Below are 25,649 nucleotides of genomic sequence, written 5' to 3'. Positions count from 1 at the left end.
CCCCTTCCACGTGGCTCTCACAGGGTCCGGCTCAGGAACCGGGCGAACACCAGCGACCCGGCGAACGACAGCAGCGCCAGCACCAGCGCCACGTCCAGGTAGGCGGGCCGGCCGTAGGCGGCGGCCAGCAGCACCAGCACGAGGGTGACCAGCGGCCCGGTGACGACGAGCCCGGCGAGCCGGCCGGCGGGACGGCCGCGCAGCGTGGCCAGCAGCGCCGGCAGCAGCCCGCCGGCCATGACGGCGAGCGCGGGAACCGCCGTGCCGACCGCGCCGGTGGTCACGGCGCCTCCCCGTCCGGGCCGCCGACGAGCGCGGCCGCGCGCAGCCGCCGCTCGAACGGGGAGGCGCCGGGGGCGAGGCGGTGCACCCGCAGCAGGCCCCGCTCGGGATCGACGCCGCCGACGTAGGTGCCCGGCGACACCGACATCAGCAGCGTGGCGGCGCCGCGGTCGGCGGGGCCCGGCGCGACGGCCAGGACCGTCCAGTCCCCGCCGCCCGCGCCGCGCACGATGACCCGGGCGGTGTCGGCGACGACCTGGCCGGGCAGCCGCGCGAGCGGCGCGGCGAGCCGGGCCGGGGGCACCGGCCGCACGGCCGGGACGCGGTCGGCGGCGGGTTCGCGCCCGCCCTCGAGGTCGCGGGCGGTGCCGGTGCTGAGCAGGGCGCGGCGGGCGGCCACCGCGGCGGCGGCACCGGCCGCCGCGGCCACCGCGGCGACGGTGATCTCGGTGACGGAGATCGTGGACACCAGCCCCAGGTAGACCGCCAGCAGGCCCGCCCACCAGGCCAGCGGCTCGGCGGCGCGGCGGGCGGGACCGGGCCGCAGCAGCAGCATGCGGTGCGCGTGCGGGCGGTGCGCGCCGGGCTCGGGGGCGCGTCTTGGGGCGGGCATGACCTCCGGCATACCCGGAGCGACGGTTCCAACCGTCCCGCCGCCCGTCCCGCCGCCCGCAGCGCCGCCCGCACGGGCCTCGGGACGGGCGGCGGGCATGTTTGCCGTGGCCCGCGCGGGTACAGCGCGGTACGGGCCACGCGCACCGAACCGACGGCACACCGATCCCGACCGCACAGGGGGAGGCGCCGATGACCAGGTACGGGTGCTTCCTGGCGACCGAGGAGCACGGGCCCGCCGAACTCGTCCGGCAGGCGCGGCGGCTGACCAGCCGGCCGACACGATTCCCCCGACGAAAGGACACATGATGAACACCCCCTCGGTTCCCGGAAACGGGACGGACAAGGTGACCGCGACCACCGGCAAGGCAGGCACGGCGACCGGCAAGGCGGCCGGGCAGGCCGCGGGGAAGGCCGCCGGAGGCGCGCAGGAGACGGCCGGCGCCGCCGGGTCGGCCGCGCAGTCGGCCGGGCGGGCCGCCGCCGGCGCCGGCGGGCAGGTCGCGGCCCTGCCCGGCCGGGCCACGGCCCTGGTCAAGCTGGTGAACCTGCGGCGGTTCCTGCGCGCCGCGCCGGTCGCGGCGGCCGCCGTCGCCGGCGTCGTCGTGGGCCGCATCACCGCCCGCAAACGCTGACCGCCGGCCCCGGCCGGCCTTCGCCCCGGGACGCCCCCGGCCCGCCGGGGGCGTCCCGGCATGCCCGCACCCCGCGCGTCCGGCCCGCGCCGCTTGACCAGCGGGTAACCGAAACGGGATCGCCCGTTTAGAGAGATCAGTGTGGGTACACCGGGGGGCGTGCCAAACCCCCAGAGCAAACCCCCGATCGAGGAGATGACATGACTGGGCCGATCGCCCAGCAGACTTCGGGCAGCAACCAAGTCCAGCGCGGCGGAACCGGCAGCAGCCTCGCCGACGTCGTCGACCTGATCCTGGAAAAGGGACTGGTCATCGACCTGTACGCGCGGGTGTCGCTGGTCGGCATCGAGATCCTCACCATCGACGTGCGGATCGTCGTCGCCAGCGTCGACACCTACCTGCGGTTCGCCGAGGCCGTGAACCGGCTCGACATCGCCCACGACGGCACCTCCCAGGGGCTGCCGCAGTTCGTGGAGGGCATGCAGGAGTCGGGCGCGAAGAAGAAGACCCGCGGCGCCCTGGAGGGCGCCGGGGAGCGGCTGAAGGAGACCTTCGGCGGCGACTCCGATGATTCCGACGAGGAGAAGCAGCCCGCGCGGCGCCGCTCGTCCCGCAAGAAGGAGGACGAGGAAGAATGACCACGCCGCAACCCCCCGGCGGCCAGGAGCCCGGTGTCCGCGTCCCGCAGTACGTGTACGGCGTGACCCGCGCGGACGCCGAACTGCCCGCCGATGTGAACGGCCTGGACGACCGGCCGGTGTCGCTGGTGCGCGACGGCGGCGTGTGCGCCGCCGTCGTCAGCGACCTGCCGGCCGGCCGGGCCCTCGGCGAACGCGCCGACCTGGTGGCGCACCAGCGGGTGCTGAACGCGCTGGTGGACGCCGGCACCGTGGTGCTGCCGTTCCGGTTCGGCGCCGCGCTCGCCGACCGCGAGGCCGTGGAGAAGGAACTGCTCGCCGGCAACTCCGACCGCCTCGGGCAGGTCCTGGACCAGCTGGAGGGCCGGATCGAGCTGCGCCTGAAGGCCACCTACGTCCAGGACGAGGTCCTCGGCGAGATCATGGCGGCCGAACCGGAGATCGCCGAACTGTCGCGGCGGCTGCGGGAGGTCCCGCCCGACGCCGCCGACGCCGTCTACTACGACCGGATCCGCCTCGGCGAGCTGATCGCGCAGGCGATGGAGCGGCGCCGCGAACACGACGGCCAGATCCTGCTGGACGCCGCGGCCCCGGCGGCGGAGGCGTTCACACGCAAGACGCCCGCCCGGGAGGAGGACGTCCTGGACGCCTCCTTCCTGGTGGCCGCCGACCGGCGCGAGCAGTTCGAGCAGGCCGTGGACGAACTCGGCCAGGCGCACGCCGACCGGATCCGGATCCGGCTCATCGGGCCGCTGCCGCCCTACGACTTCGTCCCGGAGGCGTGAGGGCCATGGGACTGTTCAGCGGCCTGGTGACCCTGCCGCTCGCGCCCGTCAAGGGCGTGGTGTGGCTGGCCGAGACCCTCACCGAGCAGGCCGAGGCGCAGCTGTACGACCCCGGCCGGATCGCCGCGGAGATGCAGCAGATCGCCGACGAGGTCGCCAACGGCGAGATCACCGAGGACGAGGCCGCGGTCCGCGAGGAGGAACTCATCCGCCGGCTCAACGAGGGCCGCGCCCGCGGCTACCAGCCGGGCCGGTAGGGAGGCCGCCGATGATGTCCGCGTCCGAGGCCGCCAAACGCGCGGCCGAGCACGTCACCGCCATGACCGGCCGCAGCGCCGAGTCCGTGGTGGGGATCGAGCGCACCGGCGAGGACGGCTGGCGCGTCGCGGTGGAGGTCGTGGAGACCCGCCGCATCCCCGACTCCGCCGACATCCTCGCCTGCTACGACACCGAGGTGGACGCGGACGGCGAGCTGGTCGCCTACCGCCGCGCCCGCCGCTACCCCCGCGGACGAGTGGAGAGGGACTGAGACGCAGTGAGCGAGATCTCCTGGACCGGGCAGCGGTCCCCGGCACGGTCGATGGCCGGCGAGCGGACCTCGGCCAACCTGGCGGACCTGCTGGAGCGCATCCTCGACAAGGGGATCGTGATCGTCGGGGACATCCGGGTGAACCTGCTCGACATCGAGTTGCTCACCATCAAGCTGCGGCTGCTGGTGGCCTCGGTGGACCGCGCCAAGGAGATGGGCATCGACTGGTGGGAGCACGACCCGTCGCTGTCGTCCAAGGCCCGGCAGAACCAGACCGACGGCGCGCGCGACGCCGACCGCGAACTGCTGGAGGAGAACCGGCGGCTGCGCGAGCGCCTCGCCGCCCTGGAGGCCGGCCCGCCCGACGGCGGCGACACCGGTGCGAGCGCAGGGGACGGCGCGACGAGCGAGGCGGCCCCGCCGGCGCGGGGGAAGGAGCCGACACCATGACCGCTGCCCGGACGGCCGGCGACCCGGCCGACACCGCCGTCTACCTGTACGGGGTGGCGCGCGGCCTGGACCCCGCCGCGCTCGGCGGCGCCGCCGGCGTCGCCGGAGCCCCCGTGCGCGGCGTGGTCGCCGACGGGCTGACCGCGCTGGTCAGCACCGTCGCGCTCGCCGAGTACGGGGAGGCGGCACTGCGCGCCAACCTGGAGGACCTGGGGTGGCTGGAGGCCACCGCCCGCGCCCACCACGACGTGGTGGACCGGGCCGCGCACGCCGCACCGACCGCGCCGGTGCGGATCGCGACGATCTACCGCGACGACGAGCGCGTCGCGCAGGTGCTGGCCGCGCAGGGCGCGCGGTTCACCGAGATCCTCGACCTGATCGCCGGCAGGTCGGAGTGGGGCGTGAAGGCCTACGCCTCCGCCGAGGCCATGCGCGGCGACACCCCCGCCCCCGCTTCCGCCGACGCCGGCGGCACGGATCCCGGTGGGGGGCTCGCGCCCAGAGCCGAGCCCCTCACCGGCCCCCGACCCGAATCCGCCACCGGCGGCGTCGGGACGGCCTACCTGCGGCGCCGGCAGGAGGAGCGCCGCCGCCGCGCCGACGCGGGACGGCGGGCGGGCGAGCAGGCCGACGCCGTGCACACCGAACTCGCCGACCACGCCGTGGCGTCCCGGCACCACCCGCCGCAGGACCCGCGCCTGTCGGGCCGGTCCGGCGCGCAGATCCTCAACGCCGCCTACCTGCTGGACGAGGAGCAGGTGCCGGGATTCCTGGCGGTGACCCGGGCGGCCGGGGAGCGGCTGGCCGGCATCGAGGTGGAGGTGACGGGGCCGTGGCCGCCGTACTCCTTCATCGACACCGCCGACACCACGCCCGCGCGCGTCCCGGGGGACGCGTGACGGCCGTCCTGGACCACGGCGGCGACGCCCCCATGCAGCGGATCGCGCTGGTGGACCTGCTCGACCGGCTGCTGGCCGGCGGCGTCGTCATCACCGGCGACCTGGTGATCTCCATCGCCGGCGTCGACCTGGTGCAGGTGTCGCTGCGCGCCCTGATCACCACCGTCCGCGACGAGCTGCTGCCCGAGGAGGACACGTGACCCGACCCGACCACGAGCCCCGCACCCCCCACGACCACCGCGCCCCCCACGACCCCTGGGACCGGCGGCCGGTGACCGGGGACGTGTCGGTGCGCGACCCCGCGGCGGGAGACCCGTTCACCGACGACATCCTCGCCGGCCGCACCCCCTCGCACGGCGCGCCGGTGCGGGCGGCACCCGCCCGCGAGCGCGACCTGCGGGAACGCTCGTCCCGCACCATGCAGCGGCTGCGCGCCGACCCCGAAACCGTCGAGCGGGACCTGGTGAAGCTCGTCCTGACGCTGGTCGAGCTGATCCGGCAGCTGATGGAGCGGCAGGCGCTGCGCCGCGCCGAGGGCGGCGACCTGACCGACCGGCAGGTCGAGGACCTCGGACTGGCGCTGATGCGGCTGGACGAGGCGATGACCCGCCTCAAGGACCACTTCGACCTCGACGACCACGACCTCAACCTCGACCTGGGGCCCCTCGGCCCCCTCCTCCCCGACGACTGAGCGCACCTCAACCCGCGTTCACCCCGCCCGCCAGGAGCTCGGCCTCCCACAGATCCAGGTAGGCGCCCGGCACCGCCAGCAGCTCACCGTGCCGTCCCCGCTGGACGATCCGCCCCCGATCCATGACGATCACCTCGTCGGCCGCCGCCAGCGCGGCCAGCCGGTGCGTGACCAGCAGCAGCGTCCCACCGCCCGGCGCCTCCAGCAGGTCCCGCGTCAGCGCGTCCGCCGCCCCCGCGTCCAGGGCCTCGGCCGGCTCGTCCAGCAGCAGCACCGCGGGATCGGCCAGCAGCGCCCGCGCCAGCAGCAGCCGCTGCCGCTGCCCGCCCGACAGGCCCCGCCCGCCCGCGCCGACCACCGTGTCCCACCCGTCCGGCAGCGCCTCCACCACCTCGGTGAACCGCGCCCGCGCCGCCGCCGCCTCCACCTGCTCCCCGCTCGCACCGGGCCGGGCCAGCAGCACGTTCGCGCGGACCGTCCCGGCGAACACGTGCGCGTCCTGCGCCAGCCCCCGCACCGCCGCCCGCACGTCCCCGGGCGCGTACCGGGCCAGCGCCCGCCCGCCCAGCACCACCGCGCCCGACGCCACCGCGACCTCCCCCGACACCACCGCCAGCAGCGTGCTCTTCCCCGCACCGCTCGCCCCCACGACCGCGACCCGGCGGCCCCGCCCCACCCGCAGGTCCACGCCGTCCAGCGCGGCCCCGGCACCGTAGGAGACGCGGACTCCCAACAGCTCCACCCCCAGCGGGCCCCGCGGCACCGCCACCGGACGCGACACCGCCAGCTCCGGGGGAGCGGACAGCACCGCACCGACCCGCCGCACCGCCGGCCACACCTCCCGCAGCCGCAGCGCCGCCCCCGCCAGCGGCAGCACCGACTCCACCGCCACCAGCGCCGTCAGCGCCAGCACCGCCGCACCGACCCCGTCCACCCCCGCCCGCAACCCCGCCCACACCACCGCCGCCACCGTCACGCCCTGCACCGCGAACCCCGCCGCGGCCACCAGCGCCGCGACCCGCGCAGCCGACCGCTCCGCACCCTCCAGCCGCCCCGCCGCACCCACCGCCCGCGCCGCGAACCTGCCCGAAGCACCGAACATCGCCAGATCCGCCGCGCCCTCCAGGACGTCCAGCGCGCACACGGCCAGCTCCTCCCGCCCCGCCGCAGCCCGCACCGCCGCACGGCCGCCCGCGGCCGCCGCCACCACCGGCACCACCACACCCGCGGCGAACACGCCCGCAGCCAGCACCGCACCCGCCGGCACGCACACCGCCGCGCACACCACCACACCCGCCACCCCGCACGCCACCGCCGCCACCGCGGGCAGGACGCACCGCAGCACAAGGTCCTGCACCGCATCCACATCCGACACCATCCGCGACAACGCATCACCATCCCGCACCCGCCCCCGCGCCGACGGGCGCGCCGCCGCCAGCGCGTCGAACACCCGGCCCCGCAGCTCCGCCAGCGCACGCAGCGCCGCGTCATGCCCCGCCAGCCGCTCCACATACCGCAGCGACCCCTTCGCCAGCGCGAACCCCCGCACCGCCACGATCGCCAGCGACAGCGCCGCCAGTTCCGGCCGCTGCGCCGCCCGCGCGACCAGCCACGCCGCCGACGCGACCAACCCCAGCCCGCACAGCTCCGCCGCCGCACCCGCCAGCCCCGCGCCCGCCAGCCGCACCAGTTGCGGCCGCACCGCACCCCACACGCCCCTCACACCGCCCCCGTCCCGGCCGGCTCGCACACCCGGCCGCCCTCCAGCCGCACCACCCGGTCCGCGACCCGCAGCAGCGCCGGACGATGCGCCACCAGCACCGCCGTCCGGCCCGCCAGCAGCCGCGCCGCCGCGTCCACCAGAACCCGCTCGCTGTGCAGGTCCAGCCGCGCCGTCGGCTCGTCCAGCAGCATCACCGGACCACCCGCCAGGAACGCCCGCGCGATCGCCAGCCGCTGCCGCTGCCCCGCCGACACCCCCGCACCGCCCTCACCGAGCACCGTCGCGTACCCGCGAGGCAGATCATCGACGAAATCGGCGGCGGCCGCCCGCGCCGCCTCCCGCACCCGCTCATCGCCCGCACCCGGCGCACCGAGACGGATGTTGTCGGCCACCGACGCCGCGAACAGGTGCGGACGCTGCGGCACCCACCCCAGCCGCGCCCGCCACGCCGCCAGGTCCAGATCCGCCAGATCCACCCCGTCGACCAGGACCCGCCCCGAACCGGGGGAGACCAACCCGGCCAGCACCAGCAGCAGCGTCGACTTGCCCGCACCCGACGGGCCCGTCACCGCCACCCGCTCACCCGGCGCCACCCGCAGCGACACCCTCTCCAGCGCCGCCACCGCCGCACCCGGATACCGGACCGTCACCTCCTCCAGCACGATCTCCGGCGCCGACCCCGCCGGAACGACCCCGCCGCGCGGCGCGGCCCCGGGCGCGTCCAGCACCGCGAACGCCTCCTCCGCGGCCGCCACCCCCTCCGCACTCGCATGGAAACGCTGCCCCAGCGCCCGCAACGGCAGATACACCTCCGGCGTCAGCACCAGCACCAGCAGCCCCGCCGCCAGCACCATCCGGCCGTCCAGCAGACGCAACCCCACCGGAACCGCCACCAGCGCCACCGACAGCGCGCACACCAGCTCCAGCACCAGCGACGACAGGAACGCCACCCGCAGCGCCCGGACCGTCGCCCGGCGATGCTCACCCGCGAGCTCCCGCACCACCCGCGACTGATGCTCCGTCCGGCCGAACGCCCGCAACGTCCCCAGCCCCGCCAGCACGTCCCGGAAATGCCCGCCCAGCCGCTGCAGCAGCCCCCACTGCCGACCCGTCAGCGCCGCCGCCCGCATCCCCACCAGCGCCCCGAACACCGGAACCAGCGGCACCGTCACCGCCACCACCAGCGCCGACGCCCAATCCGCCGCCAGCAGCCGCACCAGCACCAGCGGCGGGACGACGCACGCCGCCAGCAACTGCGGCACATACCCGGTGAAGAACGGATCCACCGCGTCCAGACCCCGCGTCAGCAGCGTCACCCGCGCCCCCGCCGCACCCGCCGGGACCTCCAGCAGCCCCTCCCGCAGCCCCCGCTTCGCGCGCGCCGCCGCCCGGCCCGCCACCAGCGTCACCGCCCACGCCAGCACCGCCCGCCCTGCCACCGCACCCGCCAGCCACGGCAGCGGGCCCGCGTCCAGCCCCGCCACCGCCCGCACCAGCAGCTCCGCCTGCACGATCAGCAGGACGCCCTGCCCCGCCGCCAGCACCCCCAGCAGCACACTCACCCGCCGCGGCACCAGCCGCAGCAGTCGCCGCTCCACCGCCCTCACCCAAACCCCCTACAGGTAGGACGGGGCCTCGACCCGCCCCCGGAACGTCCACCACACCAGCGCCTGCGACCCCAACAGGAACGGCAGCACCACCACCGTCCCCACCACCGTCAACGCCAGCCCGCCGCCCTCGGCCACCACCTCCGACCACGGCACCTCCACACCCGCCACCACAGGCGCACACCCCATCACCAGCGCCGACAGCCCGTACCGCGCCGGGAACCGGCCCGCCCGCACCGCCAGCCCGACCGGCAGCCGCCACCGCGCGAACCCCGCCCCATGCCAGGCGAACAGCGCCGCCAGCGGCAGACCGAGCACACTCCCGGCGTTCAGCCCGCCGCCGCCCAGCAGCGAACCCAGCACCGAACCCCACGCCACCGCCAGCGCCCAACTGCCCGCCACGATCGCGCCGTCCCACACCGACCGCCACCCCGCCGCGTCCACCCGCCCCCGCAGCCACAACCCCATGTCCCGCACGACCCAGCCGACCAGCAGCACCGCGAAGACCGGATACAGCTCCTCCAGCAGCCGGTGCTCCAGCCCCGGGAACGCACCCGCCACCAGGCCCGCCGCCGCCACCAGCCACACCTCGTTCCCCAGGAAGAACGGCGCGAACGACGCGATCACCAGCCGCCGCTCCCGCTGGTCCCGGCCCAGCCACGGCAGCAGCATCCCCACCCCGACGTCCGCACCGGCCAGCACCAGATACCCGCCGGAGAACACCGCCAGCAACACCACCGCAAGAGAGTCCATCATCAGGCTCCTGTCGAAACGTCACACGTCAGAACGTCGGATTCAGCACCGCCGCGGCCGGCTCCACCGGGGGAGAGGCGCCCAGCCCCGCACCCCCCGGCCCCCGCCGCGCGAACCGCGCCAGCAGCCACGCGTTCACCCCGAACAGCGCCGCGAACAGCACCGAGAACACCGCGAACGACACCGCGACCGTCCCCGCCCCGACCCCCGGCGACAGCGCGTCCTCGGTCTTCAGCACCCCGTACACCATCCACGGCTGCCGCCCCACCTCCCGGAACACCCAGCCCGAGATCATCGCCACATACGGCAGCGGCACCGCCGCGATCACCAGCACATGGAAGACCCGGCCCCGCACCAGCCACCCCCCGAACGGGAACTTCACCAGCGCGACCACCGCGACCAGCACCATCAGCAGCCACATCGTCACCATCAAGCCCTCACCGACCCGCGCCGCCGCCGGCGCCACGTAATCGCCCGGCCCGAACCGCGCCGTGAAGCCCGCCACCGCCGCCGCCGCCGCGCCGTCCCCGCCCGTCTTCGTCGGCTGCGCGTACCGGAACTGCATCCCGCCGAACACCACCACCGGCATCACCGACACGATCACCGCCAGCAACCCGATCCGCATCGACCGCCGGAAGAACTCCACCTCCGCCGTCCGCCGCAGCAGATGGAAACCACTCACCCCCGCCATGAAGAAACCCGCCGTCAGCAGGCCCCCGAACAGGACGTGGAAGAACGCCAGCAGCGCCGTCGGATTCGCCAGCAGCGCCCCCGCATCGGTGAGCCGCGCCGTGCCGTCCACCATCTCGAACCCCACCGGACGCTGCAGCCACCCGTTCGCCACCAGCACGAAATAGGCCGACAGGTACGCCGTCAGCGTCACCACCCAGATCAGCGCCAGATGCACCCACCGGTTCAGCCGATCCCACCCGAAGATCCACAGCCCCAGGAACGTCGACTCCACGAAGAACGCGACGATCGTCTCCAGCGCCAGCGGCGCCCCGAACACGCTCCCCGACACCCGCGACAGACCCGACCAGTTCAACCCGAACTGGAACTCCATCACCAGCCCCGTGACGATCCCCACCGCATAGTTCACGACGTACAACTGGCCCCAGAAACGCACCATCCGCGCATGCACCGCACTCCCCGACACCGTCGCCCGCGTCTGCGTCAACGCCACCAGCGTCGCCAAACCCAACGTCAACGCCACGAACAGGAAATGCGTACCGGCCGTCAACGCGAACTGCACCCGCGCCAGCATCAGCGGATCCCCACCCATCGGCACACGCCCCAAGAATCGGTCCGAAAACGACTCCACGATCCTCGGCGCACACCCTCGACCGGCGAATCGGGCGCGAGCGTGCAACCGCCCTGCGCCTTTGGCGTAGCGGCCCCCCGCCGCCTACATCCCCCGATGTACACGCCCCCGCCGCGCCCCCGACCCCAGCACGAACGCCACCACCACGTACGGCACCGACGCCGCCCCCATCAGCACCCCCGCGTCCGCCCACCGCGACCCCAGCGCCCACCCCGCGAACACCAGCACCGCCACCGTCTCCGAACCGAACCCCGCCACCGACGTCACCGTCGCCCGCGCACCGTCCCCGATCCGGGCCTGCAGCCGCGCGTCCGCCGCCGCCATCGCCCACCGGAACACCCCGAACGCCACCGCCACCCCCGCCAGCCCGGCCGGACGCCCGCTCAGCGACCCCGCCGCCAGGCACACCGCACCGACCACCAGCACCGGAGCCAGCCACCCGGCGCGCCGCCCCGCCAGCCAGCCGCCGACCGCGTCACCGGCCGTCACCACCGCCACCAGCGCCGGCACCGACGTCTCCGCCGCACCCGTCGACCGAACCAGCAGCGGCACGTACTCGTCCAGCGCCGTCACCCCCTCCAGCACCATCACCAGGACCAGCGACCACCGCACCGCCGGCTCCCGCCGCACCTGCGCCCACGCCTCGCGCACCACCGCAACCAGCGACGGCTCCTCTTCCTCCTCGGCGTCGCGGCCCCGCGACTCCGGCAGGAACCACCCGGCCACCGCGCACAGCACGCACGACGCCGCACTCGCCGTACCCAGCCCCCGGTAGCCACCCGCCGCCAGCACCGGCGACGCCACCGCCGACGCCGCGACCACCGCCAGCAGCGACACCGCCTCCGACCGCCCGATCAGCCGCGCGTACGCGCCCGCCGCCCCGGCCCGCTCCAGCTCCCCGTACACCAGAGCCTGCATCGTCCCCGAACGCAGCGCCGACCCGGCGCCCCACAACACGAAACCCGCGGCGAACACGGGATACGAGGGGAAGAACGACCACAAACAGAAACCCGTCCCCGCGAGCAGGGGAGCGGCCACCAGCAGCAGCCGGCGCGAGACCAGATCCGCCCACAGACCGGACGGCAACTCCAGCGAGAACGTCGTAACCGACCAGATCACGAACAGCGACGAGATCGCAGCGGGGGACAGGCCGGTATCAGCGAACAACACCGAATAAACCGGATAGAGAAGGACGAAATCCTCAAGGAACGCGTAGACATACAGCCTCCGCGCGAGCCCCGCCTCAGGTGAAGATCAATGTCGTCGACGCATACCCGCACCCTAGCCGCCGCGTCACGTCCGCGCACCCGAAAAACCGCCCGGGGGAGGGGAGTGGCTCAGGCCGCGGGATCCCGCCCGAACAACGCCAGCAGCCGCGCCTGCTCAGAGACACCGTCCCCGACACCGACCTCCGGCCCCACCTTTCCCACCTCGCGCCCGCGCGGCACCATCCGCTCCGCCGTCCCCAGAGCGGCGCGCACCAGATCCGCGTCCAACTCCGCAGCCTGGCCGGTGGCACGCGCCAGATCCCACGTGTGCACCAGGAGCTCCAACGGATACTCCTCGATCCACTCCCGCAGCGTCGTGACGTCCCCGAACGCCAGCGGAATCGTCCGGTCCAGCGCCTGGGGCGTCAGTTCCGCCATCATCCGGGCCCGCACCGCACGCCACGACTCCACCGGATCCGCACCGGCGACCTCCCGCCAATCCGGATCGTCCTGGGGGAGAGGCCGCCCGGCCGCCCGCATCTCGATCACCAGCAGCCCGGCGGTGACATGCCCCGCGACATCGACCGCAGCCCACCCCTGGCACGGCGACGGCGACAACCACCGATCCGCGGGCACCCCGCCCAGGACCGCCTCGAACCCGTCCAACGCCCGAACAAAAGCCTCAGGAACCATGCCGACACCACCGGGATCGGTCACCATCGCAGGGACCCCGCCAACGTAACGAGCAATCCCGGCCAATGAAACCCGGGAGCCTTCGGAGTCGCCCCGCCCGCGCCGTACATCGCCGTACGCCGAGGGCGGACTCTGCTTCCGCAGCGTCCCATCTGCTCTACTTAACATAATGTACATTATCGACCAACGATCAGACCTGCTGGAAACGGAGCAATCCGGGCACGGAACGCGTGTTCTGCGTTTCGCGCACGCGCGCGCTTGCCGCCGACAATCCGGGTCGCGTCGTGACGCTGGACCGCTGCGCCCCGACACCCCGGTGACGCCGCGACCATTCTGTGCAGCCTCCGGGCATCGTCACGGACCGTGTTCCGCGGAACCGAGCGTGAAACGGTCTTCACCGTGGACCCGGCCGGGAACGACTTCACGCACTGGGACGAGTCGTTCATGCGCCTGGTCTGCCGGAACCGGCGGCAGGTCACCGCAGCTATGGCATAAGTGGCGGCGCAGTGGTGCCGCCCCTCCTCCGACGGAGGCTGTACCACTCCGGATGACAAACCGGACAGAAGCTGAATTCTGTCTGGTTTGTACCATTTAGTCCGTTTGGGGTGGTGTGTCGTTCGCCGCGGTGAGGTCGGCGAAGCGGAGCGCGTTGCGGACTGCGGCGCCGCCGGGGTCGTTGTTGAAGTACACGTAGGCGTCGTCGGCGCCGGCGAGCTCGTCCGCCCAGCTCTCGAGGGTCTCGTCGTCGTAGTGCGGCCAGGGTTCGGCGGGGCCTTCGTGGAAGCGCAGGTAGAACCACCCGGCGGTCCGCCAGAGGGGCGTCTGGGGACGGCCGAGCCGGTCGGTCCAGCACAGGGCGGCGCGGTGGTCCTCCAGGACGCGGCGGGTCTCGTCCGTCCACCATGTGGGGTGCCGGGGTTCGACGGCGACGCGGACGTCCTGCGGGAACTCCTCCAGGCAGGCGGCGAGGCGGCCCGGCTCGGCCCGCAGGGTCGGCGGGAGCTGCAGCAGGACCGGCCCGAGCTTGGAGCCGAGGCCGGCCGCGGCGTTCATGAGGCGCGCGACCGGTTCGGCGGGTTCGATGAGGCGTTTCATGTGGGTCAGGTAGCGGCTGGCCTTCACCGCCATGACGAAACCGGGCGGGGTGTTGCCGCGCCACAGCTCGAACGTTTCGCGGCCGGGCAGCCGGTAGAAGGCGTTGTTGTTCTCGACCGTGCCGAAGATTTCGCTGTAGCGGTGCAGCCAGCGCCGCTGCGGGACGCCCGGCGGGTACAGGACGCCGCGCCAGTCGGCGTACTGCCATCCCGATGTGCCGATCAGCATCGGCCCTCCTCTCCCCCGGCGGCGCGTGCCGCCGGTCATACCCGCCGGTGGGGTTCGAGGACGCGGATGTAGTCGACGAGGCGGACGCCGATGTCGAACGCGACGTCCGGGCCGTCGAGGTCGAGGTCGGGCCAGGTCTCGGAGATGCGGCGCCAGGTGCCGCGGCCGAGGAAGGGCCCGGTGGCGGGGTCGTCGCCGAGTTCGGCGCGCCAGCGGGGCTCGGTGGTGAGCAGGCGGGTGAGGGCGGCCTCGTTGGCGGGCTCGTCGCGGTGTTCGGCGTGGAAGCCGATCTCGACGGCGTGGGTGCGGGCGCCGGGGGCCAGGTCGGCGGGGATGACCTGGGCCTCGTAGTGCTCGCGCTGGGGTGCGGGGTCGCCGAACCATGCTTTGACGCCGTTGTGGCGGACCTGGACGTGGGGGCGTCCGAGGGCGGGCGGCGTCGATCCCCGGATGATCTCGCCGACCTGGTCGAACAGTGCGCGGTCCGTCATCGTGCCGATCTTACGGGCGTTGTGTCGGCGGCGGGCGGTAGCGTCCGGCGGGTGCGTCCTTCCGGTGTTCAGCGTCTGACGGTGGCCGAGTGCGTGGATCGGTATGGGGAGCTGGTGCGTGCGAAGACGTCGACGGGTGCGCTGGCGCCGGCGTCGGCGGAGGTGTACGCGCGGGACGTGGTGACGTTCGCCGCGCTGGCGGGTGCGGAGCGGGTGCTGGACGATCTGACGGGCGAGGACGTCGACGAGGTGCTGCTTCGGTTCGCGCGCAAGCCGGATGAGCGGCGGCGGGTGCGGACGGCGGAGCCGGGGGGTGCGCCGTCGCAGAGCGCGGCGTCGCAGGCGCGGTTCCGGCGTTCGGTGTCGGCGTTCTTCCGGTATGCGGTGGTGGCGGGGTGGGTGCAGCTGAATCCGATGGACGCGGTGACGGTGCGGCCGAAGCAGCGGGGCGGGCTGCGGGCGGAGCGGCGCTCGCTGACGGTGGAGCAGGCGGAGGGGCTGCTGGGGGCGGCGCGTGATCTGGCGGAGGAGCCGGTGGCGGCGCGGCGGCGGGATCAGCGGACGGAGCTGCGGGACGGGCTGATCGTGCTGCTGCTGGCGGCGGTGGGGCCGCGGGTGTCGGAGCTGACGGCGGCGAACACGGAGGACTTCTTCGTCAACGGGGGGACGCGGTACTGGCGGATCTTCGGTAAGGGCGGGCGGACGCGTGATGTGCCGCTCCCCCGCCCGGTGGTGGAGGTGCTGGACGCGTACCTGGCGGACGGGCGGCGGCTGCTGGACCGGGGGCGGGAGCCGAAGGCGCTGCTGCTGTCGTGGCGGGGGCGGCGGCTGGCGCGGGGTGATGTGCAGGGGGTGATCGACCGGGTGCTGGAGCGGGTGGAGCCGGTGCGGCGGCGGAGTGTGACGCCGCACGGGCTGCGGCATACGACGGCGACGCATCTGCTGGCGGCGGCGACGGACATGGACGCGGTGCGGCGGGTGCTGGGGCACGCGGATCTGTCGACGCTGGGCCGTTACCGGGACGAGCTGCCGGGTGAGCTGGAGGCGGCGATGCGAGTGCATCCGCTGCTGGGTCCGGTGGAGGGGCGCGGGGGCGGCTGACCGGCCCGCTCCCCTGCCGCGTTCCCCCGGACGGTCAGATGGCGGGGAGGGTGCGGGCGAGGGCGTAGGCCTCGGTGAGGTCGGTGCCGCGGTAGTCGAGGGCGGCGATGTCGGCGAGGTGGTGGTCGGCGTTGACGGCGACGGTGTTGGCGAGGTGCCTGAAGAGGGGCGCGTCGGACATGGAGTCGCCGTAGGCGGTGCATTGGGCGGTGCTGAGGCCGTGGCGGGCGCGGAGTTCCTCGGCGATGCGGACCTTGTCGGCGGGGGTGAGGATGCCGGCGGGGTCGAGGGTGCCGGTGAAGGGCATCGGCGGGAAGCGGGAGGCGACGACGTCGTCGAAGCCGAGGTCGGTGAGGTGGCGGGCGAAGAAGTCGGGCGACATGGTGATGACGGCGGAGTGTTCGCCGCGGGTGCGGATGTCGGCGCAGACGTCGGCGATGCCGGTGAGCCAGGTGGCGGCGGTGTAGGCGGCGGCGACGACGTCGGGGGTGAGGTGGCGCCAGAGCCGGTGGATCTCGATGGAGAAGCCGCGCGTGTCGAGGGTGCCGGCGGTGAAGCGGGCCTCGAGTTCGTGGAGTTCGGGGAGGGTGCCGAGGTGGCGGGCGATTTCGAGGTTGGCGGTGGTGCCGGCGAGGAGGGTGCCGTCCATGTCGAAGATGTGCAGGTGTCCCACAGGGTGTGGAGTGTGCCGGACGTGGAGGCTGCACCGCGAACGGTTTTCGGTGCGGAGGGCCGGTTGGCGCGTCAGAGATGAGGGCTGCGGCCCAGATGGCGGGCGGGGACGACCGTGGGGTGGCGGGTCGTCCTTCGGTATGAGGGGCGGGTCGTACGTCCTCGGCAGGGGGCGCCGGTGGGCCCCCGTCGAAAGTCGGGGGTGGTGGTGGCCGTTCGCGGGATCCGCTGGGTGGTGATCGTTTTCTAGCGTCCTGGGCATGGACGGGTTTCTGGGTGTGGTGGACACGGCGGTGACGTCGCCGTGGTTCTACCTGGTGCTGTTCGCGGTCGCGGCGATCGACGGGTTCTTCCCGGTGGTGCCGAGCGAGAGCCTGGTGATCACGGCGGGGGTGTATGCGGCGTCGGGTGAGCCGGAGTTGGCGGCGGTGGTGGTGTCGGCGGCGCTGGGCGCGTTCGCCGGTGATCATGTGTCGTTTCTGCTGGGGCGCCGGGCGGGTGGGCGGCTGGTGCGGGGGCTGCGGGCGGGGTCGCGGCGGCATGCGGCGTTCGGTTGGGCGCGGCGGACGATGGCCGAGCGGGGCGGGCTGATCCTGGTGGTGGCGCGGTATGTGCCGGGTGGGCGGACGGCGGTGACGGTGACGATGGGGGCGGTGGGTTACCGGCTGCGGTGGTTCTCGGTGTTCGCGGGGGTGGCGGCGGTGTCGTGGGGGTTGTACGGGGCGTTGCTGGGTTATGTGGGCGGGGTGGCGTTCGAGGACGACCCGCTGAAGGGTGTGGTGGTCGGGCTGGGGGCGGCGTTGTCGGTGGCGGGTGTGGTGGAGGGTGCGCGTTTCGTTCGGCGGCGCCGTCGTGCGGCCGTCGTGGAGCGGGAGCGGCGGCGGGAGGGGGACGCGGTGGCGCGGGTGGGGCCGTTGTCCGGCGGGTGATGGCGGGAAAGTGACAGGCTTCTGGTGAAGGTGGCCGTAGGGTGAACTTCGGCGGTCGGCCCGGTGTCTCAAGGGTGTCGGGCGTAGGTCGCCCGTGAGCGTGAGGGAGAGCATGGGAGCGCCGGATTTCAGCGCCGATCTGTACCGGGACATCACCGATTTCGCGCAGGGCACGCCGTCCTGGGTGCATGAGGCGGCGGACGTGGGGACCGATGGCGGGCTGCTGCTGTTCGCCGTGTTGTTCGTGGTGGGCTGGTGGCGGGCGCGGGGCCTGGACGCGCGGGCGATGGGGCTGGCGCTGGCGGCGCCGTTCGCGGTGGTGTCGGCGTATCTGGTGAGTGAGGTGTCGAAGACTTTCATCGAGGAGGAGCGGCCGTGCCGGGCGGTGGCGGGGGCGGTGCACATCGCGGCGTGCCCGCCGCAGGGCGACTGGTCGTTCCCGAGTAATCACGCGACGATCGCGGCGGCGTCTGCGGCGGCGATCGTGGTGGCGTGGCGGGCGATGGCGCCGCTGGTGCTGCCGCTGGCGGCGCTGATGGCGTTCTCGCGGGTGTTCGTGGGCGTGCATTACCCGCATGATGTGGCGGCGGGTTTCCTGGTGGGGGTGGTGGTGGCTCCGCTGGTGGCGCTGGTGCTGGTGCGGGTGCTGGGGCCGCTGGTGGAGTCGTTGCGGGGCGTGGCGGCGGGTGCGGTGCTGCTGGGTGCGCGTCCGGTGGCGTCCGGCGCGGGTGCGGCGGGCTCGCCGGGGATGGGCGGGCCGCTCGGGCTGCCGGTGCGGCACGCCGGTATGGGCGTGGCGGCCGGTGCCGCTCCGATGGACGCTCCTCTGGATGAGGCGTCGGTGACGATGCCGGATGTGATGGGCGGCGTGACGCGCCGCCCTGGTCCTCTCCGCTAGCCGGAGGGGCCGGCCGGGCCGTCCTTGGTGGTGTTGTGTCGCCGCCGGGGGCGGCCGTTGCGCGTCTTCGGGGCGGGGTTTCATAGCCGTTGGTTATCACCGTGGGTATTGGACGGTGCCGGGGTCGTCCGCTGAGCATGGGTTCGCACGGGTGTGACGGCGAATGGAAGGCGGACGGGGATGCGGATCGCGGTGCTGGGGACGGGCGAGGTGGGGCGCGGGCTGGCGACGGCGCTGGTGGGCGCCGGGCACGAGGTGGCGGTGGGGTCGCGGACTGCGGACAACGCGCGGGCGGTGGAGTGGGCGCGGGAGCACGGCGGCCGGCATGGGGATTTCGCGGGCGTGTGCCGGGACGCGGAGGTGGTGGTGAACGCCACGAACGGGGCGGCGTCGCTGGAGGCGTTGGGGGCCGCCGGTGATCTCGCGGGCCGGGTGGTGGTGGACGTGGCGAATCCGCTGGACTTCTCCGCCGGGTTCCCGCCGGCGGTCATGGCGCCGGGCGGGCTGAGCCTGGCCGAGCGGATCCAGGAGGCGTTGCCGGGCGCGCGGGTGGTGAAGACGCTGAACACGATGACGAGCGCGGTGATGGTGCGGCCGTCGTCCGTGCCGGGTGAGCATGTGGTGTTCGTGTCGGGGGACGACGAGGGCGCCAAGAAGGTGGCGGCGGAGCTGCTGGGCGGTCTCGGGTGGCCGGGTGAGCGGATCGTGGATCTGGGGCCGCTGTCGACGGCTCGGGCGGTGGAGCAGCTGGTGTCGTTGTGGCTGGTGCTGTTCGGGCGGCTGGGCACGCCGTCGTTCAATTTCGGTGTGCACCGCTGACGCGGGCCGCGGCGGGGCGGGTCAGGGGGTGCCGGCGGTGCGGTCGACGAGGCCGGCTTCGTGGGCGAGGACGGCGGCCTGGACGCGGTTGCGGACGTCCAGGCGGGTGAGGATGGCGCTGACGTAGGCCTTGACGGTGCCTTCGACGAGGTGGAGGCGGGCGGCGATCTCGGCGTTGGGGAGGCCGGCGCCGAGCAGGGCGAGGACGTCGCGTTCGCGGGGGGTGAGGCCGGCGGTGCGGCGGCGGGCGCGGGCGCCGCCGGCGAGGCCGCCGCCGATCTGGGTGATGACGCGGTGGGCGGCCTGCGGGGACAGGTAGGCGGCGCCGCCGGCGACGGCGCGGACGCCGGCGATGAGTTCGCGGGGGTCGCCGGATTTGAGGAGGAAGCCGCTGGCGCCGCCGGACAGGGCGCGGGCGATGTAGTCGTCCTCGCCGAAGGTGGTGAGCATGATGATGCCGGTGGCGGGGGCGGCGCGGTGCAGTTCGGCGGCGGCGGCGAGGCCGTCGAGGCGGGGCATGCGGATGTCGAGGAGGGCGACGTCGGGGCGGTGGCGGAGGGTGAGGTCGATGGCCTCGCGGCCGTCGGCGGCCTCGGCGACGACGTCGATGCCGGGGTCGGCGGTGAGGATGGCGCGGACGCCCGCGCGGATCATCGTCTCGTCGTCGGCGAGCAGGGCCCTGATCACTCGTTCTCCTGGTCGGTGCGGTGCGCGGTGCTGAGCCGGCTGGTGTCGTAGCTGTTCTTGGCGGTGAGGCGGCCGCCGCTGAAGCACAGGCGGTAGATGCGGGAGACGCCGAGGAGGTCGGCGTCGGGGCGGTAGTAGCGGCAGTCGGCGTGGGCGGGTTCGGGGACGACGGCGTGGACGACGCCGGAGTCGGTGGTCTCCATCCGGGGCAGGTTCTGCTCGACCTGGTGCTGGGGTGTGCCGATGCGCAGGGCTGCGTAGTGGGCGGGCGGGAGGACGGAGTTGAGGGCGGCGCAGACGTGGTAGCCGGCCGTGATGGCGCCGAGGAGGGCCATGAGCGCGGCGGGGACGGTGATGGCGGTGATGAGGCCGCGGCGGACTTGGAGTCGTTCGCGGGCGAGGTGGCGGGCGGATTCGGAGGGCCACTCCCCCGGCGTGGTGGGCGGCGCCTGCTGGCGTGGGCGTGGCGCCGGTGCCGTGTTCGGGATGTCGGCGGTGACGGTGAAGCCGCCGCCGGGGGCGGGTGCGGCGTGCAGGGTGCCGCCGAGGAGGCGGACGCGTTCGGTGAGGCCGGTGAGGCCGCGTCCGCCGGCGGGCAGCGGCGGGGGGTGTCCGGGCGGCGGGTCGTTGGCGACGGTCACGGTGCCGGTGCCGTCGCCGGGGCCGGTGAGGGTGACGGTGACGGCGGCGCCGGGTGCGTGTTTTGCGGCGTTGGTGATGGCCTCCTGGACGACGCGGTGCGCGGTGAGCGCGGCCATGGGCGCGAGGTCGGGCAGGGTGCCGGTGAGGTGGACGGGGACGCCGGAGGCGCGGGCGCGGTCGACGAGGTCGGGGATGGTTTCGCGGGTGGGCCGCACGGGTGCGGCCGGGTCCTCCCCCGTGTCTTCGCCGGCGTCTTCGCGGAGGACGCCGATGATCTCGCGGAGGCGGTCGGTGGCGTCGGCGGCGCCGGTGCGCAGTTCGGCGGCGGCGGCGCGGTACCGGTCGTCCAGTCCTTGGGCGACCTGGAGGGCGCCGGCGCGGACGGCGATGAGGGCGAGTTCGTGGCCGAGGGAGTCGTGCATGTCCTGGGCGATGCGGGCGCGTTCGCGGAGGCGTTCGCGTTCGGCGATGATGCGCTGCTGGTGTTCGAGGCGTTCGGCGCGTTCCCAGCCGGCGCGCAGGAGTTCCTGGTGCTGGCGCCAGTAGCGGCCGACGAGCCAGGGCAGGACGCCGAGCAGGACGAGCCAGACGGTGGAGGGGAACCAGGTGGTGACGGCCAGGCCGCGGGCGATCGACAGGAGGACGCCGCCGATGAGCACGGCGGTGAATCCCCACAGGACGGGTTGTGCGCGGCGGGTCCGCAGGCCTGTCAGGTAGGACAGGACGGGCATGGCGAACGCGAAGTTGCCGTGGAGGGCGGTCAGGGAGATGGCGGTGAGCAGCGCGGCGGTGGGATGGGTGCGGCACACCGCGACGGCGGCGGCGAGGGCGGCGAGGCCGGCGCCTTGGAGCCACCAGGACGCCTGCCCGGGGCGGAGGGGGGAGATCATGGTGACGGCGGTGGGGAACGCCAGGACGGCGTAGAGCAGGGCGTCCTTGGCCAGCGCGGCGCGGGTGGGCCGCCGGATCGCGGTGCGCAGCGCGTGCGGGCGGAGGGCGCGGGCGGTGCGGGCGGCCGTGCGGGCGGCGGTGTGGCGTGCCCGGGCGGCCGCGGAGTCGTTCACGGGCTCCACGCTAGTGGCGAGTGAAATGCGGTGTTACTGACGAAAGTCAGGGTTCGGGCGGTGGTGAAGATCGCGGGGGCGGGGTGGGCTGAACTACGGTTGGGCCCGTGACGGCGCCCCCGCGTCCGGACCCCGGTAGGCCTGCGGGATCTGAAGCGCGGCCCGGCCGGTGGGGTCGCGCCGGCGGCGGAGGGGAACGGGTTGCGGGGCATGCGGGAGCGGGCGGCGTCGGTCGGCGGGGAGCTGACCCCTGGCCCGGGCTCGGGGGCCGGGTTCCGGGTGCGGACGCGGCTGCCGCTGGACGGCCAGGTGGCGGAAAGGGCGGCGAACGGGGTGGCGGACATGGAGGAGGGCGCGTGATCCGGGTGATGCTGGCCGACGACCAGACGCTGGTGCGGGCGGGGTTCCGGTCGATCCTGGAGGGCGAGGACGACATCGAGATCGTCGCCGAGGCCGGGAACGGGGAGCAGGCGGTGGCGCGGGCGGGCGAGCTGCGGCCCGACGTGGTGCTGATGGACATCCGCATGCCGGTCCTGGACGGGCTGGAGGCGACGCGCCGGATCATCGCCGATCCGCGGCTGGCCGGCGTCCGGGTGGTGATCTTGACGACGTTCGACCTGGACGACTACGTGTACGGGGCGATCAAGGCGGGGGCGAGCGGGTTCCTGGTGAAGGACACCGAGCCCCCGGAGCTGATCCACGGGGTGCGGGTGGTGGCGCGGGGGGACGCGCTGCTGGCGCCGACGGTGACGCGGCGGCTGATCGCCGAGTTCGCGTCGCGGATCGCCGCGCCGCCGCCCGCGGTGGAGCTGAACTCCCTCACCGACCGGGAGCGGGAGGTGCTGGAACTGGTCGCGGCGGGCCTGTCGAACGAGGAGATCGCCGGGCGGCTGGTGCTGTCGCCGGCGACGGCGAAGACGCACGTCAGCCGTATCCTGGCCAAGCTGGGGGCGCGGGACCGCGCGCAGCTGGTGGTGCTGGCCTACGAGACGGGCGTGATCCGTCCCGGCTGGCTCGGCTGAACCGCAACGGGTCGGGCGGGCGCGGTGTTGAACGGAAGTGACGGTTACGGACGAAGTTCTCCCCCGCACCCCGGCCGGGGGTGCGGGCGACGCGGCGGGCGCGGACATCGCCGCGTCGCTGGCGCGGGACCTGGACGCCGGGTTCGCGGACCTGTACGAGGCGTACCGGGGCGCGGTGTTCTCGACGGCGCTGCGGCTGTGCGGGCGGTGGGCCGAGGCCGAGGACCTGTCGGCGGAGGCGTTCCTGCGCGCCTACCGGGCGCTGGCCGGGTACGAGGCGGCCCGGATCGCGGAGCTGCGGCCGCGGGCGTGGCTGCTGGCGATCCTGACGAACGTGTGGCGCAACAGCCTGCGGTCGGCGGCGCGGCGCCCGGCGCCGGCGGGCCCGGTCGAGGACGCCCCGGACCCGCCCGATCCGGGCGAGGGGGTGGAGGAGGCCGCCGTGCGCCACGAGACCGGCCGTGAGCTGGCGGCGCTGCTGGCCGAGCTGCCCGAGGCCCAGCGCGTCGCCGTCGTGCTGCGGCACGTCGCGGATCTGCCCGTCGCGGAGGTCGCCGTCGTCCTCGGCGTGCCCGAGGGGACCGTCAAGTCGCATGTGTCCCGGGGGCTGGCGCGGCTGCGACGGCTGCGCGCCCTGCCCCGTCCCGCCCCGCACGAAAGCCCGCAGGAAGACCCGCACGAGGACCGGCGTGAGGACCCGCACGGGGCGCCGCCGCGCGCCCCCGGCCCTCGAAGTCGGAGAGGGGAGATCCGATGACCCGCACCGATCCGGCCGGTGAGGCGCACGACCCGCTGACCCGGGAACTGGCGGGGCTGGCCGCCGACGCGCCGCCGGCGCTGCTCGACCGCATCGCCGCCCGCCGCGCCCGCGTGCCCGGCCCGCTGGGCGACCTGCAGGTCGCCTTCACCGACCACGGCGTCGCCTATCTGCGCGCCGGGATGGGCGAGCGGGAGTTCGCCGAGGCGTGGCGGGACCGGTTCGCGCGGCCGCTGCTGCCCGCCGACCGTCCGCCCGCGGGGCTGGTGCCCGCGCTGCGCACCGGCCGGCTCGGCGGTCTGCGGCTGGACCTGCGGGGCCTCAGCGACTTCGAGGCCGCCGTGCTGGGCGCCGCGGCGCGGATCCCGCGCGGGCAGACCCGCCCCTACGCGTGGGTGGCGCGGCTGGCGGGACGGCCCAAGGCGGTCCGCGCGGTCGGGTCGGCGCTGGGGCGCAACCCCGTCCCGCTGCTGATCCCCTGCCACCGCGTCACCCGCTCGGACGGTTCGCTCGGCGACTACGTGTTCGGCGCGGACGCCAAGGAGCGGCTGCTGCGCGCCGAGGACGTCGACGTCGACGAGGTCACCGAGCTGGCGCGGCGGGGGGTGCGGCTGGTCGGCTCCGACACCACCGGGATCGTGTGCTACCCGACGTGCGGTGACGCGCGCCGGATCACCGCCGGTCACCGGCGCGGGTTCCGTGACCTGGCCGCGGCGCGGGCCGCCGGGTACCGGCCGTGCCTGCACTGCCGTCCGGGCGACGCCCAGCCCGCCTGACCGCGGGGGCGCTCCCGCCGGCGTGCGCATAGATCGGCGCAGTCCGGGAATGGGCCGTCCACCTGCGGGGACGCCTGCGTCCCGCACCGAGGACCGCCGACGAAGGGGAGATCGCCATGCGCGTCGTCGTCACCGGCGCCACCGGCAACATCGGGACCAGCACGCTGCGCGCGCTGGCCGCGGACCCGGCCGTCACCGCCATCACGGGCCTCGCGCGCCGCGAGCCCGGGCCGGGCGCGGCGCGCGAGACCGACCCGGCCGGCACCGGCAAGATCGAGTGGGCGGAGGCCGACGTCACCGACAGCGACCTGGTCCCGCTGGTGCGCGGCGCCGACGTCGTGATCCATCTGGCGTGGCTGTTCCAGCCGACGCACCGGCCCGCGGTCACCTGGGACGCCAACGTGATCGGCAGCGGCCGGGTGTTCGACGCCGTCGCCGAGGCGGGGGTGCCGGCGCTGGTGTACTCCTCGTCCGTCGGCGCCTACTCCCCCGGCCCCAAGGACCGGGCCGTGGACGAGTCGTGGCCGACGCACGGCTGGCCCGGCGCCGCCTACTCCCGGGAGAAGGCCTACGTCGAGCGGCTGCTGGACGCGTTCGAGACCGCCGCCCCGGGCTGCCGCGTGGTGCGGATGCGGCCGGGGTTCATCTTCGAGCGGCAGAGCGCCAGCGAGCAGCGGCGGCTGTTCGCCGGGCCGCTGCTGCCCGGCCGGCTCGCCCGCCCCGACATCATCCCGGTCGTGCCGGACATGCCGGGCCTGCGGATGCAGTTCCTGCACTCCGCCGACGCCGGGCAGGCGTTCCGGCTCGCCGCGACGCGCGACGTCCGCGGCGCGTTCAACCTCGCCGCCGACCCCGTCATGGACGCGGCCGAGCTCGCCGACGTGCTGGGCGCCCGCACCGTCCGGGTCCCCGAGCGCGGGGTGCGGGCCGCGATCGCCGCCGCGTGGAATTTGCACCTGGTGCCCGCCTCGCCCGGCCTGTTCGACCTGGCGATGCAGATCCCCGTCATGGACACGTCGCGGGCCCGCACCGAGCTGGGCTGGACGCCCGAGCACAGTGCCCGCCAGGCCTTCACCGAGTTCCTGGAGGGGCTGCGCGCCGGTTCGGGGCGCGACACGCCGCCGCTGGCGCCCGGCACCGGCGGCCCGGCCCGCGCCCGCGAGTTCGCCACCGGCGCGGGCCGCAAACCCTGACGAGACCCCGACCGAGACCCCGACCTGCTCGTCCGACGTCACCGTCCACCGCAGTCCACCGCACGCTTGGAGGCCACCCGATGCCGACGATCACTTCCGACCACCTGCACACCCTGCTGGCCTCCGCCGACCGCGACGCCGCGCTCGTCGTCGTCGGGGGACGCGCCACCGTCGTCCCCGCCGATCCCAGCCGCGGCGGCGGGCCCGAGGACGCCCTGGTGATCACCACGCGGGACGCCGTCATCGCCGAACTGGACACCGGCGCCAACGAGGAGCAGATCGAGGCCCTGGCCCAGCGCCTGGACGTCGCCCTGGAGAGCCTCGGCGGCTGACCCTCCTCCCGCCGTCACCCTCGCGTCACCCGGCGCCGGACTCGTCCGCGCCGGGTGACGTCGCGCTCCGCCCGCCGGAGCCGCCGGACGCGCGGACGCGGCGGCGGTGGCTGGTGT

32 protein-coding genes are annotated in these 25,649 nt (G+C 74.9%); 19 read left to right on the top strand and 13 right to left on the bottom strand.

Annotated elements, in window-relative coordinates:
- Positions 1-17: 17 nt before the first annotated feature.
- Together AL2_RS26930 and AL2_RS26925 are read right to left on the bottom strand one after the other, a co-directional pair.
- The gene (locus AL2_RS26930) at positions 18-284 is read right to left on the bottom strand and encodes a monovalent cation/H+ antiporter complex subunit F (protein WP_157438391.1); all 267 of its coding nucleotides are present in this window, start codon (positions 282-284) and stop codon (positions 18-20) included.
- Positions 281-895, bottom strand: coding sequence for a hypothetical protein (locus tag AL2_RS26925; protein WP_157438390.1), 615 nt, complete (start codon positions 893-895; stop codon positions 281-283). The genes AL2_RS26930 and AL2_RS26925 overlap by 4 nt, the downstream gene beginning before the upstream one ends.
- 304 nt (positions 896-1,199) lie before the next feature.
- Here AL2_RS26925 and AL2_RS26920 point away from each other — a divergent pair, with 304 nt between their 5' ends.
- From AL2_RS26920 to AL2_RS39455, 9 genes are all read left to right on the top strand, one after another.
- Positions 1,200-1,529: a hypothetical protein gene (locus AL2_RS26920; protein WP_067638331.1), complete on the top strand. Its 330-nt coding sequence runs from the start codon at positions 1,200-1,202 to the stop codon at positions 1,527-1,529.
- 200 nt (positions 1,530-1,729) lie between these two features.
- Positions 1,730-2,167, top strand: coding sequence for a gas vesicle protein GvpJ (gvpJ, locus tag AL2_RS26915; RefSeq protein WP_067638329.1), 438 nt, complete (start codon positions 1,730-1,732; stop codon positions 2,165-2,167).
- Positions 2,164-2,952, top strand: coding sequence for a GvpL/GvpF family gas vesicle protein (locus AL2_RS26910; RefSeq protein ID WP_067638327.1), 789 nt, complete (start codon positions 2,164-2,166; stop codon positions 2,950-2,952). The genes gvpJ and AL2_RS26910 overlap by 4 nt, the downstream gene beginning before the upstream one ends.
- A 5-nt stretch (positions 2,953-2,957) precedes the next feature.
- Positions 2,958-3,209 (top strand): gas vesicle protein GvpG, encoded by a 252-nt coding sequence (locus AL2_RS26905; RefSeq protein ID WP_067638325.1) that lies wholly within the window; start codon positions 2,958-2,960, stop codon positions 3,207-3,209.
- 11 nt (positions 3,210-3,220) lie between these two features.
- The gene (gene gvpO, locus AL2_RS26900) at positions 3,221-3,481 is read left to right on the top strand and encodes a gas vesicle protein GvpO (RefSeq protein ID WP_067638323.1); all 261 of its coding nucleotides are present in this window, start codon (positions 3,221-3,223) and stop codon (positions 3,479-3,481) included.
- A 6-nt stretch (positions 3,482-3,487) separates the two neighbouring features.
- The gene (locus AL2_RS26895; protein WP_067638321.1) at positions 3,488-3,931 is read left to right on the top strand and encodes a gas vesicle protein; all 444 of its coding nucleotides are present in this window, start codon (positions 3,488-3,490) and stop codon (positions 3,929-3,931) included.
- On the top strand, positions 3,928-4,830 hold the full coding sequence (locus tag AL2_RS26890; RefSeq protein WP_067638320.1) for a GvpL/GvpF family gas vesicle protein: 903 nt from the start codon (positions 3,928-3,930) through the stop codon (positions 4,828-4,830). Before AL2_RS26895 ends, AL2_RS26890 begins: the two co-directional genes overlap by 4 nt.
- Positions 4,827-5,030, top strand: coding sequence for a gas vesicle protein (locus AL2_RS26885; protein ID WP_067638318.1), 204 nt, complete (start codon positions 4,827-4,829; stop codon positions 5,028-5,030). Before AL2_RS26890 ends, AL2_RS26885 begins: the two co-directional genes overlap by 4 nt.
- A complete protein-coding gene (locus AL2_RS39455; RefSeq protein WP_245666968.1) occupies positions 5,027-5,521 on the top strand; it encodes a gas vesicle protein K in 495 nt (164 codons plus the stop codon). The genes AL2_RS26885 and AL2_RS39455 overlap by 4 nt, the downstream gene beginning before the upstream one ends.
- Before the next feature lie 7 nt (positions 5,522-5,528).
- On the opposite strand, the gene cydC is transcribed toward AL2_RS39455, so the two are convergent.
- The 8 genes from cydC to AL2_RS26840 form a co-directional block, all read right to left on the bottom strand.
- On the bottom strand, positions 5,529-7,223 hold the full coding sequence (gene cydC, locus AL2_RS26875) for a thiol reductant ABC exporter subunit CydC (protein ID WP_157438388.1): 1,695 nt from the start codon (positions 7,221-7,223) through the stop codon (positions 5,529-5,531).
- Between the two features lie 17 nt (positions 7,224-7,240).
- Positions 7,241-8,842: a thiol reductant ABC exporter subunit CydD gene (cydD, locus tag AL2_RS26870; protein ID WP_245666967.1), complete on the bottom strand. Its 1,602-nt coding sequence runs from the start codon at positions 8,840-8,842 to the stop codon at positions 7,241-7,243.
- A gap of 18 nt (positions 8,843-8,860) precedes the next feature.
- On the bottom strand, positions 8,861-9,607 hold the full coding sequence (locus AL2_RS37715; RefSeq protein WP_245666966.1) for a cytochrome d ubiquinol oxidase subunit II: 747 nt from the start codon (positions 9,605-9,607) through the stop codon (positions 8,861-8,863).
- 25 nt (positions 9,608-9,632) lie between these two features.
- Positions 9,633-10,886, bottom strand: coding sequence for a cytochrome ubiquinol oxidase subunit I (locus AL2_RS26860; protein WP_067638314.1), 1,254 nt, complete (start codon positions 10,884-10,886; stop codon positions 9,633-9,635).
- Between the two features lie 123 nt (positions 10,887-11,009).
- Entirely contained in the window at positions 11,010-12,095 is a 1,086-nt protein-coding gene (locus AL2_RS26855) for an MFS transporter (RefSeq protein WP_245666965.1), read from the bottom strand.
- A gap of 167 nt (positions 12,096-12,262) precedes the next feature.
- Complete coding sequence (locus AL2_RS26850; protein ID WP_168444845.1) at positions 12,263-12,853, bottom strand: TIGR03086 family metal-binding protein; 591 nt, start codon at positions 12,851-12,853, stop codon at positions 12,263-12,265.
- Positions 12,854-13,417: 564 nt separating this feature from the next.
- The gene (locus AL2_RS26845; RefSeq protein ID WP_067638308.1) at positions 13,418-14,149 is read right to left on the bottom strand and encodes a DUF72 domain-containing protein; all 732 of its coding nucleotides are present in this window, start codon (positions 14,147-14,149) and stop codon (positions 13,418-13,420) included.
- Between the two features lie 35 nt (positions 14,150-14,184).
- Positions 14,185-14,640, bottom strand: coding sequence for a hypothetical protein (locus tag AL2_RS26840; protein ID WP_067638306.1), 456 nt, complete (start codon positions 14,638-14,640; stop codon positions 14,185-14,187).
- Positions 14,641-14,754: 114 nt separating this feature from the next.
- Here AL2_RS26840 and AL2_RS39870 point away from each other — a divergent pair, with 114 nt between their 5' ends.
- Positions 14,755-15,741: a tyrosine-type recombinase/integrase gene (locus AL2_RS39870; RefSeq protein WP_281181620.1), complete on the top strand. Its 987-nt coding sequence runs from the start codon at positions 14,755-14,757 to the stop codon at positions 15,739-15,741.
- A gap of 34 nt (positions 15,742-15,775) precedes the next feature.
- On the opposite strand, the gene AL2_RS26830 is transcribed toward AL2_RS39870, so the two are convergent.
- Positions 15,776-16,414 (bottom strand): HAD family hydrolase, encoded by a 639-nt coding sequence (locus tag AL2_RS26830; protein WP_157438387.1) that lies wholly within the window; start codon positions 16,412-16,414, stop codon positions 15,776-15,778.
- Between the two features lie 259 nt (positions 16,415-16,673).
- Between AL2_RS26830 and AL2_RS26825 the strand changes: the two genes are divergently transcribed.
- From AL2_RS26825 to AL2_RS39865, 3 genes are all read left to right on the top strand, one after another.
- Positions 16,674-17,342, top strand: coding sequence for a DedA family protein (locus AL2_RS26825; protein WP_067638302.1), 669 nt, complete (start codon positions 16,674-16,676; stop codon positions 17,340-17,342).
- Positions 17,343-17,454: 112 nt separating this feature from the next.
- Entirely contained in the window at positions 17,455-18,240 is a 786-nt protein-coding gene (locus AL2_RS26820; RefSeq protein WP_067638364.1) for a phosphatase PAP2 family protein, read from the top strand.
- 180 nt (positions 18,241-18,420) lie between these two features.
- Positions 18,421-19,059: an NADPH-dependent F420 reductase gene (locus AL2_RS39865; protein ID WP_067638300.1), complete on the top strand. Its 639-nt coding sequence runs from the start codon at positions 18,421-18,423 to the stop codon at positions 19,057-19,059.
- A gap of 21 nt (positions 19,060-19,080) precedes the next feature.
- On the opposite strand, the gene AL2_RS26810 is transcribed toward AL2_RS39865, so the two are convergent.
- Complete coding sequence (locus tag AL2_RS26810) at positions 19,081-19,746, bottom strand: response regulator (protein WP_067638298.1); 666 nt, start codon at positions 19,744-19,746, stop codon at positions 19,081-19,083.
- Positions 19,743-21,452 carry a histidine kinase gene (locus AL2_RS26805; protein WP_067638296.1) on the bottom strand — a complete coding sequence of 570 codons (1,710 nt, stop codon included), beginning with the start codon at positions 21,450-21,452 and terminating at the stop codon, positions 19,743-19,745. Before AL2_RS26805 ends, AL2_RS26810 begins: the two co-directional genes overlap by 4 nt.
- 210 nt (positions 21,453-21,662) lie before the next feature.
- On the opposite strand from AL2_RS26805, the gene AL2_RS37710 reads away from it, so the two are divergent.
- The 6 genes from AL2_RS37710 (at position 21,663) to AL2_RS26780 (ending at position 25,532) form a co-directional block, all read left to right on the top strand.
- On the top strand, positions 21,663-21,812 hold the full coding sequence (locus tag AL2_RS37710; protein ID WP_157438386.1) for an ATP-binding protein: 150 nt from the start codon (positions 21,663-21,665) through the stop codon (positions 21,810-21,812).
- Positions 21,809-22,474 carry a response regulator gene (locus AL2_RS26800; RefSeq protein WP_067638294.1) on the top strand — a complete coding sequence of 222 codons (666 nt, stop codon included), beginning with the start codon at positions 21,809-21,811 and terminating at the stop codon, positions 22,472-22,474. The genes AL2_RS37710 and AL2_RS26800 overlap by 4 nt, the downstream gene beginning before the upstream one ends.
- 37 nt (positions 22,475-22,511) lie before the next feature.
- Complete coding sequence (locus AL2_RS26795; RefSeq protein ID WP_067638292.1) at positions 22,512-23,231, top strand: RNA polymerase sigma factor; 720 nt, start codon at positions 22,512-22,514, stop codon at positions 23,229-23,231.
- Entirely contained in the window at positions 23,228-24,007 is a 780-nt protein-coding gene (locus AL2_RS26790; RefSeq protein WP_067638290.1) for a methylated-DNA--[protein]-cysteine S-methyltransferase, read from the top strand. The genes AL2_RS26795 and AL2_RS26790 overlap by 4 nt, the downstream gene beginning before the upstream one ends.
- Before the next feature lie 116 nt (positions 24,008-24,123).
- Positions 24,124-25,200 (top strand): NAD-dependent epimerase/dehydratase family protein, encoded by a 1,077-nt coding sequence (locus AL2_RS26785; protein ID WP_067638288.1) that lies wholly within the window; start codon positions 24,124-24,126, stop codon positions 25,198-25,200.
- A gap of 80 nt (positions 25,201-25,280) precedes the next feature.
- Positions 25,281-25,532 carry a hypothetical protein gene (locus AL2_RS26780; RefSeq protein ID WP_067638287.1) on the top strand — a complete coding sequence of 84 codons (252 nt, stop codon included), beginning with the start codon at positions 25,281-25,283 and terminating at the stop codon, positions 25,530-25,532.
- Positions 25,533-25,649 lie beyond the last annotated feature (117 nt).

Origin of the sequence: Actinomadura latina NBRC 106108 (assembly GCF_001552195.1) — a bacterium.
GTDB lineage: Bacteria > Actinomycetota > Actinomycetes > Streptosporangiales > Streptosporangiaceae > Spirillospora > Spirillospora latina.
Note: the sequence above shows the minus strand (reverse complement) of the source record. Positions and strands in the feature narration are given on the sequence as shown.

What these genes read in the sequence shown, in the direction of transcription:
- AL2_RS26925 (WP_157438390.1), bottom strand. Translation starts at nt 895, where the DNA reads ATGCCCGCCCCAAGACGCGCCCCCGAGCCCGGCGCGCACCGCCCGCAC.
- AL2_RS26920 (WP_067638331.1), top strand. Translation starts at nt 1,200, where the DNA reads ATGATGAACACCCCCTCGGTTCCCGGAAACGGGACGGACAAGGTGACC.
- gvpJ (WP_067638329.1), top strand. Translation starts at nt 1,730, where the DNA reads ATGACTGGGCCGATCGCCCAGCAGACTTCGGGCAGCAACCAAGTCCAG.
- AL2_RS26910 (WP_067638327.1), top strand. Translation starts at nt 2,164, where the DNA reads ATGACCACGCCGCAACCCCCCGGCGGCCAGGAGCCCGGTGTCCGCGTC.
- AL2_RS26905 (WP_067638325.1), top strand. Translation starts at nt 2,958, where the DNA reads ATGGGACTGTTCAGCGGCCTGGTGACCCTGCCGCTCGCGCCCGTCAAG.
- gvpO (WP_067638323.1), top strand. Translation starts at nt 3,221, where the DNA reads ATGATGTCCGCGTCCGAGGCCGCCAAACGCGCGGCCGAGCACGTCACC.
- AL2_RS26890 (WP_067638320.1), top strand. Translation starts at nt 3,928, where the DNA reads ATGACCGCTGCCCGGACGGCCGGCGACCCGGCCGACACCGCCGTCTAC.
- AL2_RS37715 (WP_245666966.1), bottom strand. Translation starts at nt 9,607, where the DNA reads ATGATGGACTCTCTTGCGGTGGTGTTGCTGGCGGTGTTCTCCGGCGGG.
- AL2_RS26860 (WP_067638314.1), bottom strand. Translation starts at nt 10,886, where the DNA reads ATGGGTGGGGATCCGCTGATGCTGGCGCGGGTGCAGTTCGCGTTGACG.
- AL2_RS26850 (WP_168444845.1), bottom strand. Translation starts at nt 12,853, where the DNA reads ATGGTGACCGATCCCGGTGGTGTCGGCATGGTTCCTGAGGCTTTTGTT.
- AL2_RS26845 (WP_067638308.1), bottom strand. Translation starts at nt 14,149, where the DNA reads ATGCTGATCGGCACATCGGGATGGCAGTACGCCGACTGGCGCGGCGTC.
- AL2_RS26840 (WP_067638306.1), bottom strand. Translation starts at nt 14,640, where the DNA reads ATGACGGACCGCGCACTGTTCGACCAGGTCGGCGAGATCATCCGGGGA.
- AL2_RS26825 (WP_067638302.1), top strand. Translation starts at nt 16,674, where the DNA reads ATGGACGGGTTTCTGGGTGTGGTGGACACGGCGGTGACGTCGCCGTGG.
- AL2_RS26820 (WP_067638364.1), top strand. Translation starts at nt 17,455, where the DNA reads ATGGGAGCGCCGGATTTCAGCGCCGATCTGTACCGGGACATCACCGAT.
- AL2_RS39865 (WP_067638300.1), top strand. Translation starts at nt 18,421, where the DNA reads ATGCGGATCGCGGTGCTGGGGACGGGCGAGGTGGGGCGCGGGCTGGCG.
- AL2_RS37710 (WP_157438386.1), top strand. Translation starts at nt 21,663, where the DNA reads ATGCGGGAGCGGGCGGCGTCGGTCGGCGGGGAGCTGACCCCTGGCCCG.
- AL2_RS26790 (WP_067638290.1), top strand. Translation starts at nt 23,228, where the DNA reads ATGACCCGCACCGATCCGGCCGGTGAGGCGCACGACCCGCTGACCCGG.
- AL2_RS26785 (WP_067638288.1), top strand. Translation starts at nt 24,124, where the DNA reads ATGCGCGTCGTCGTCACCGGCGCCACCGGCAACATCGGGACCAGCACG.
- AL2_RS26780 (WP_067638287.1), top strand. Translation starts at nt 25,281, where the DNA reads ATGCCGACGATCACTTCCGACCACCTGCACACCCTGCTGGCCTCCGCC.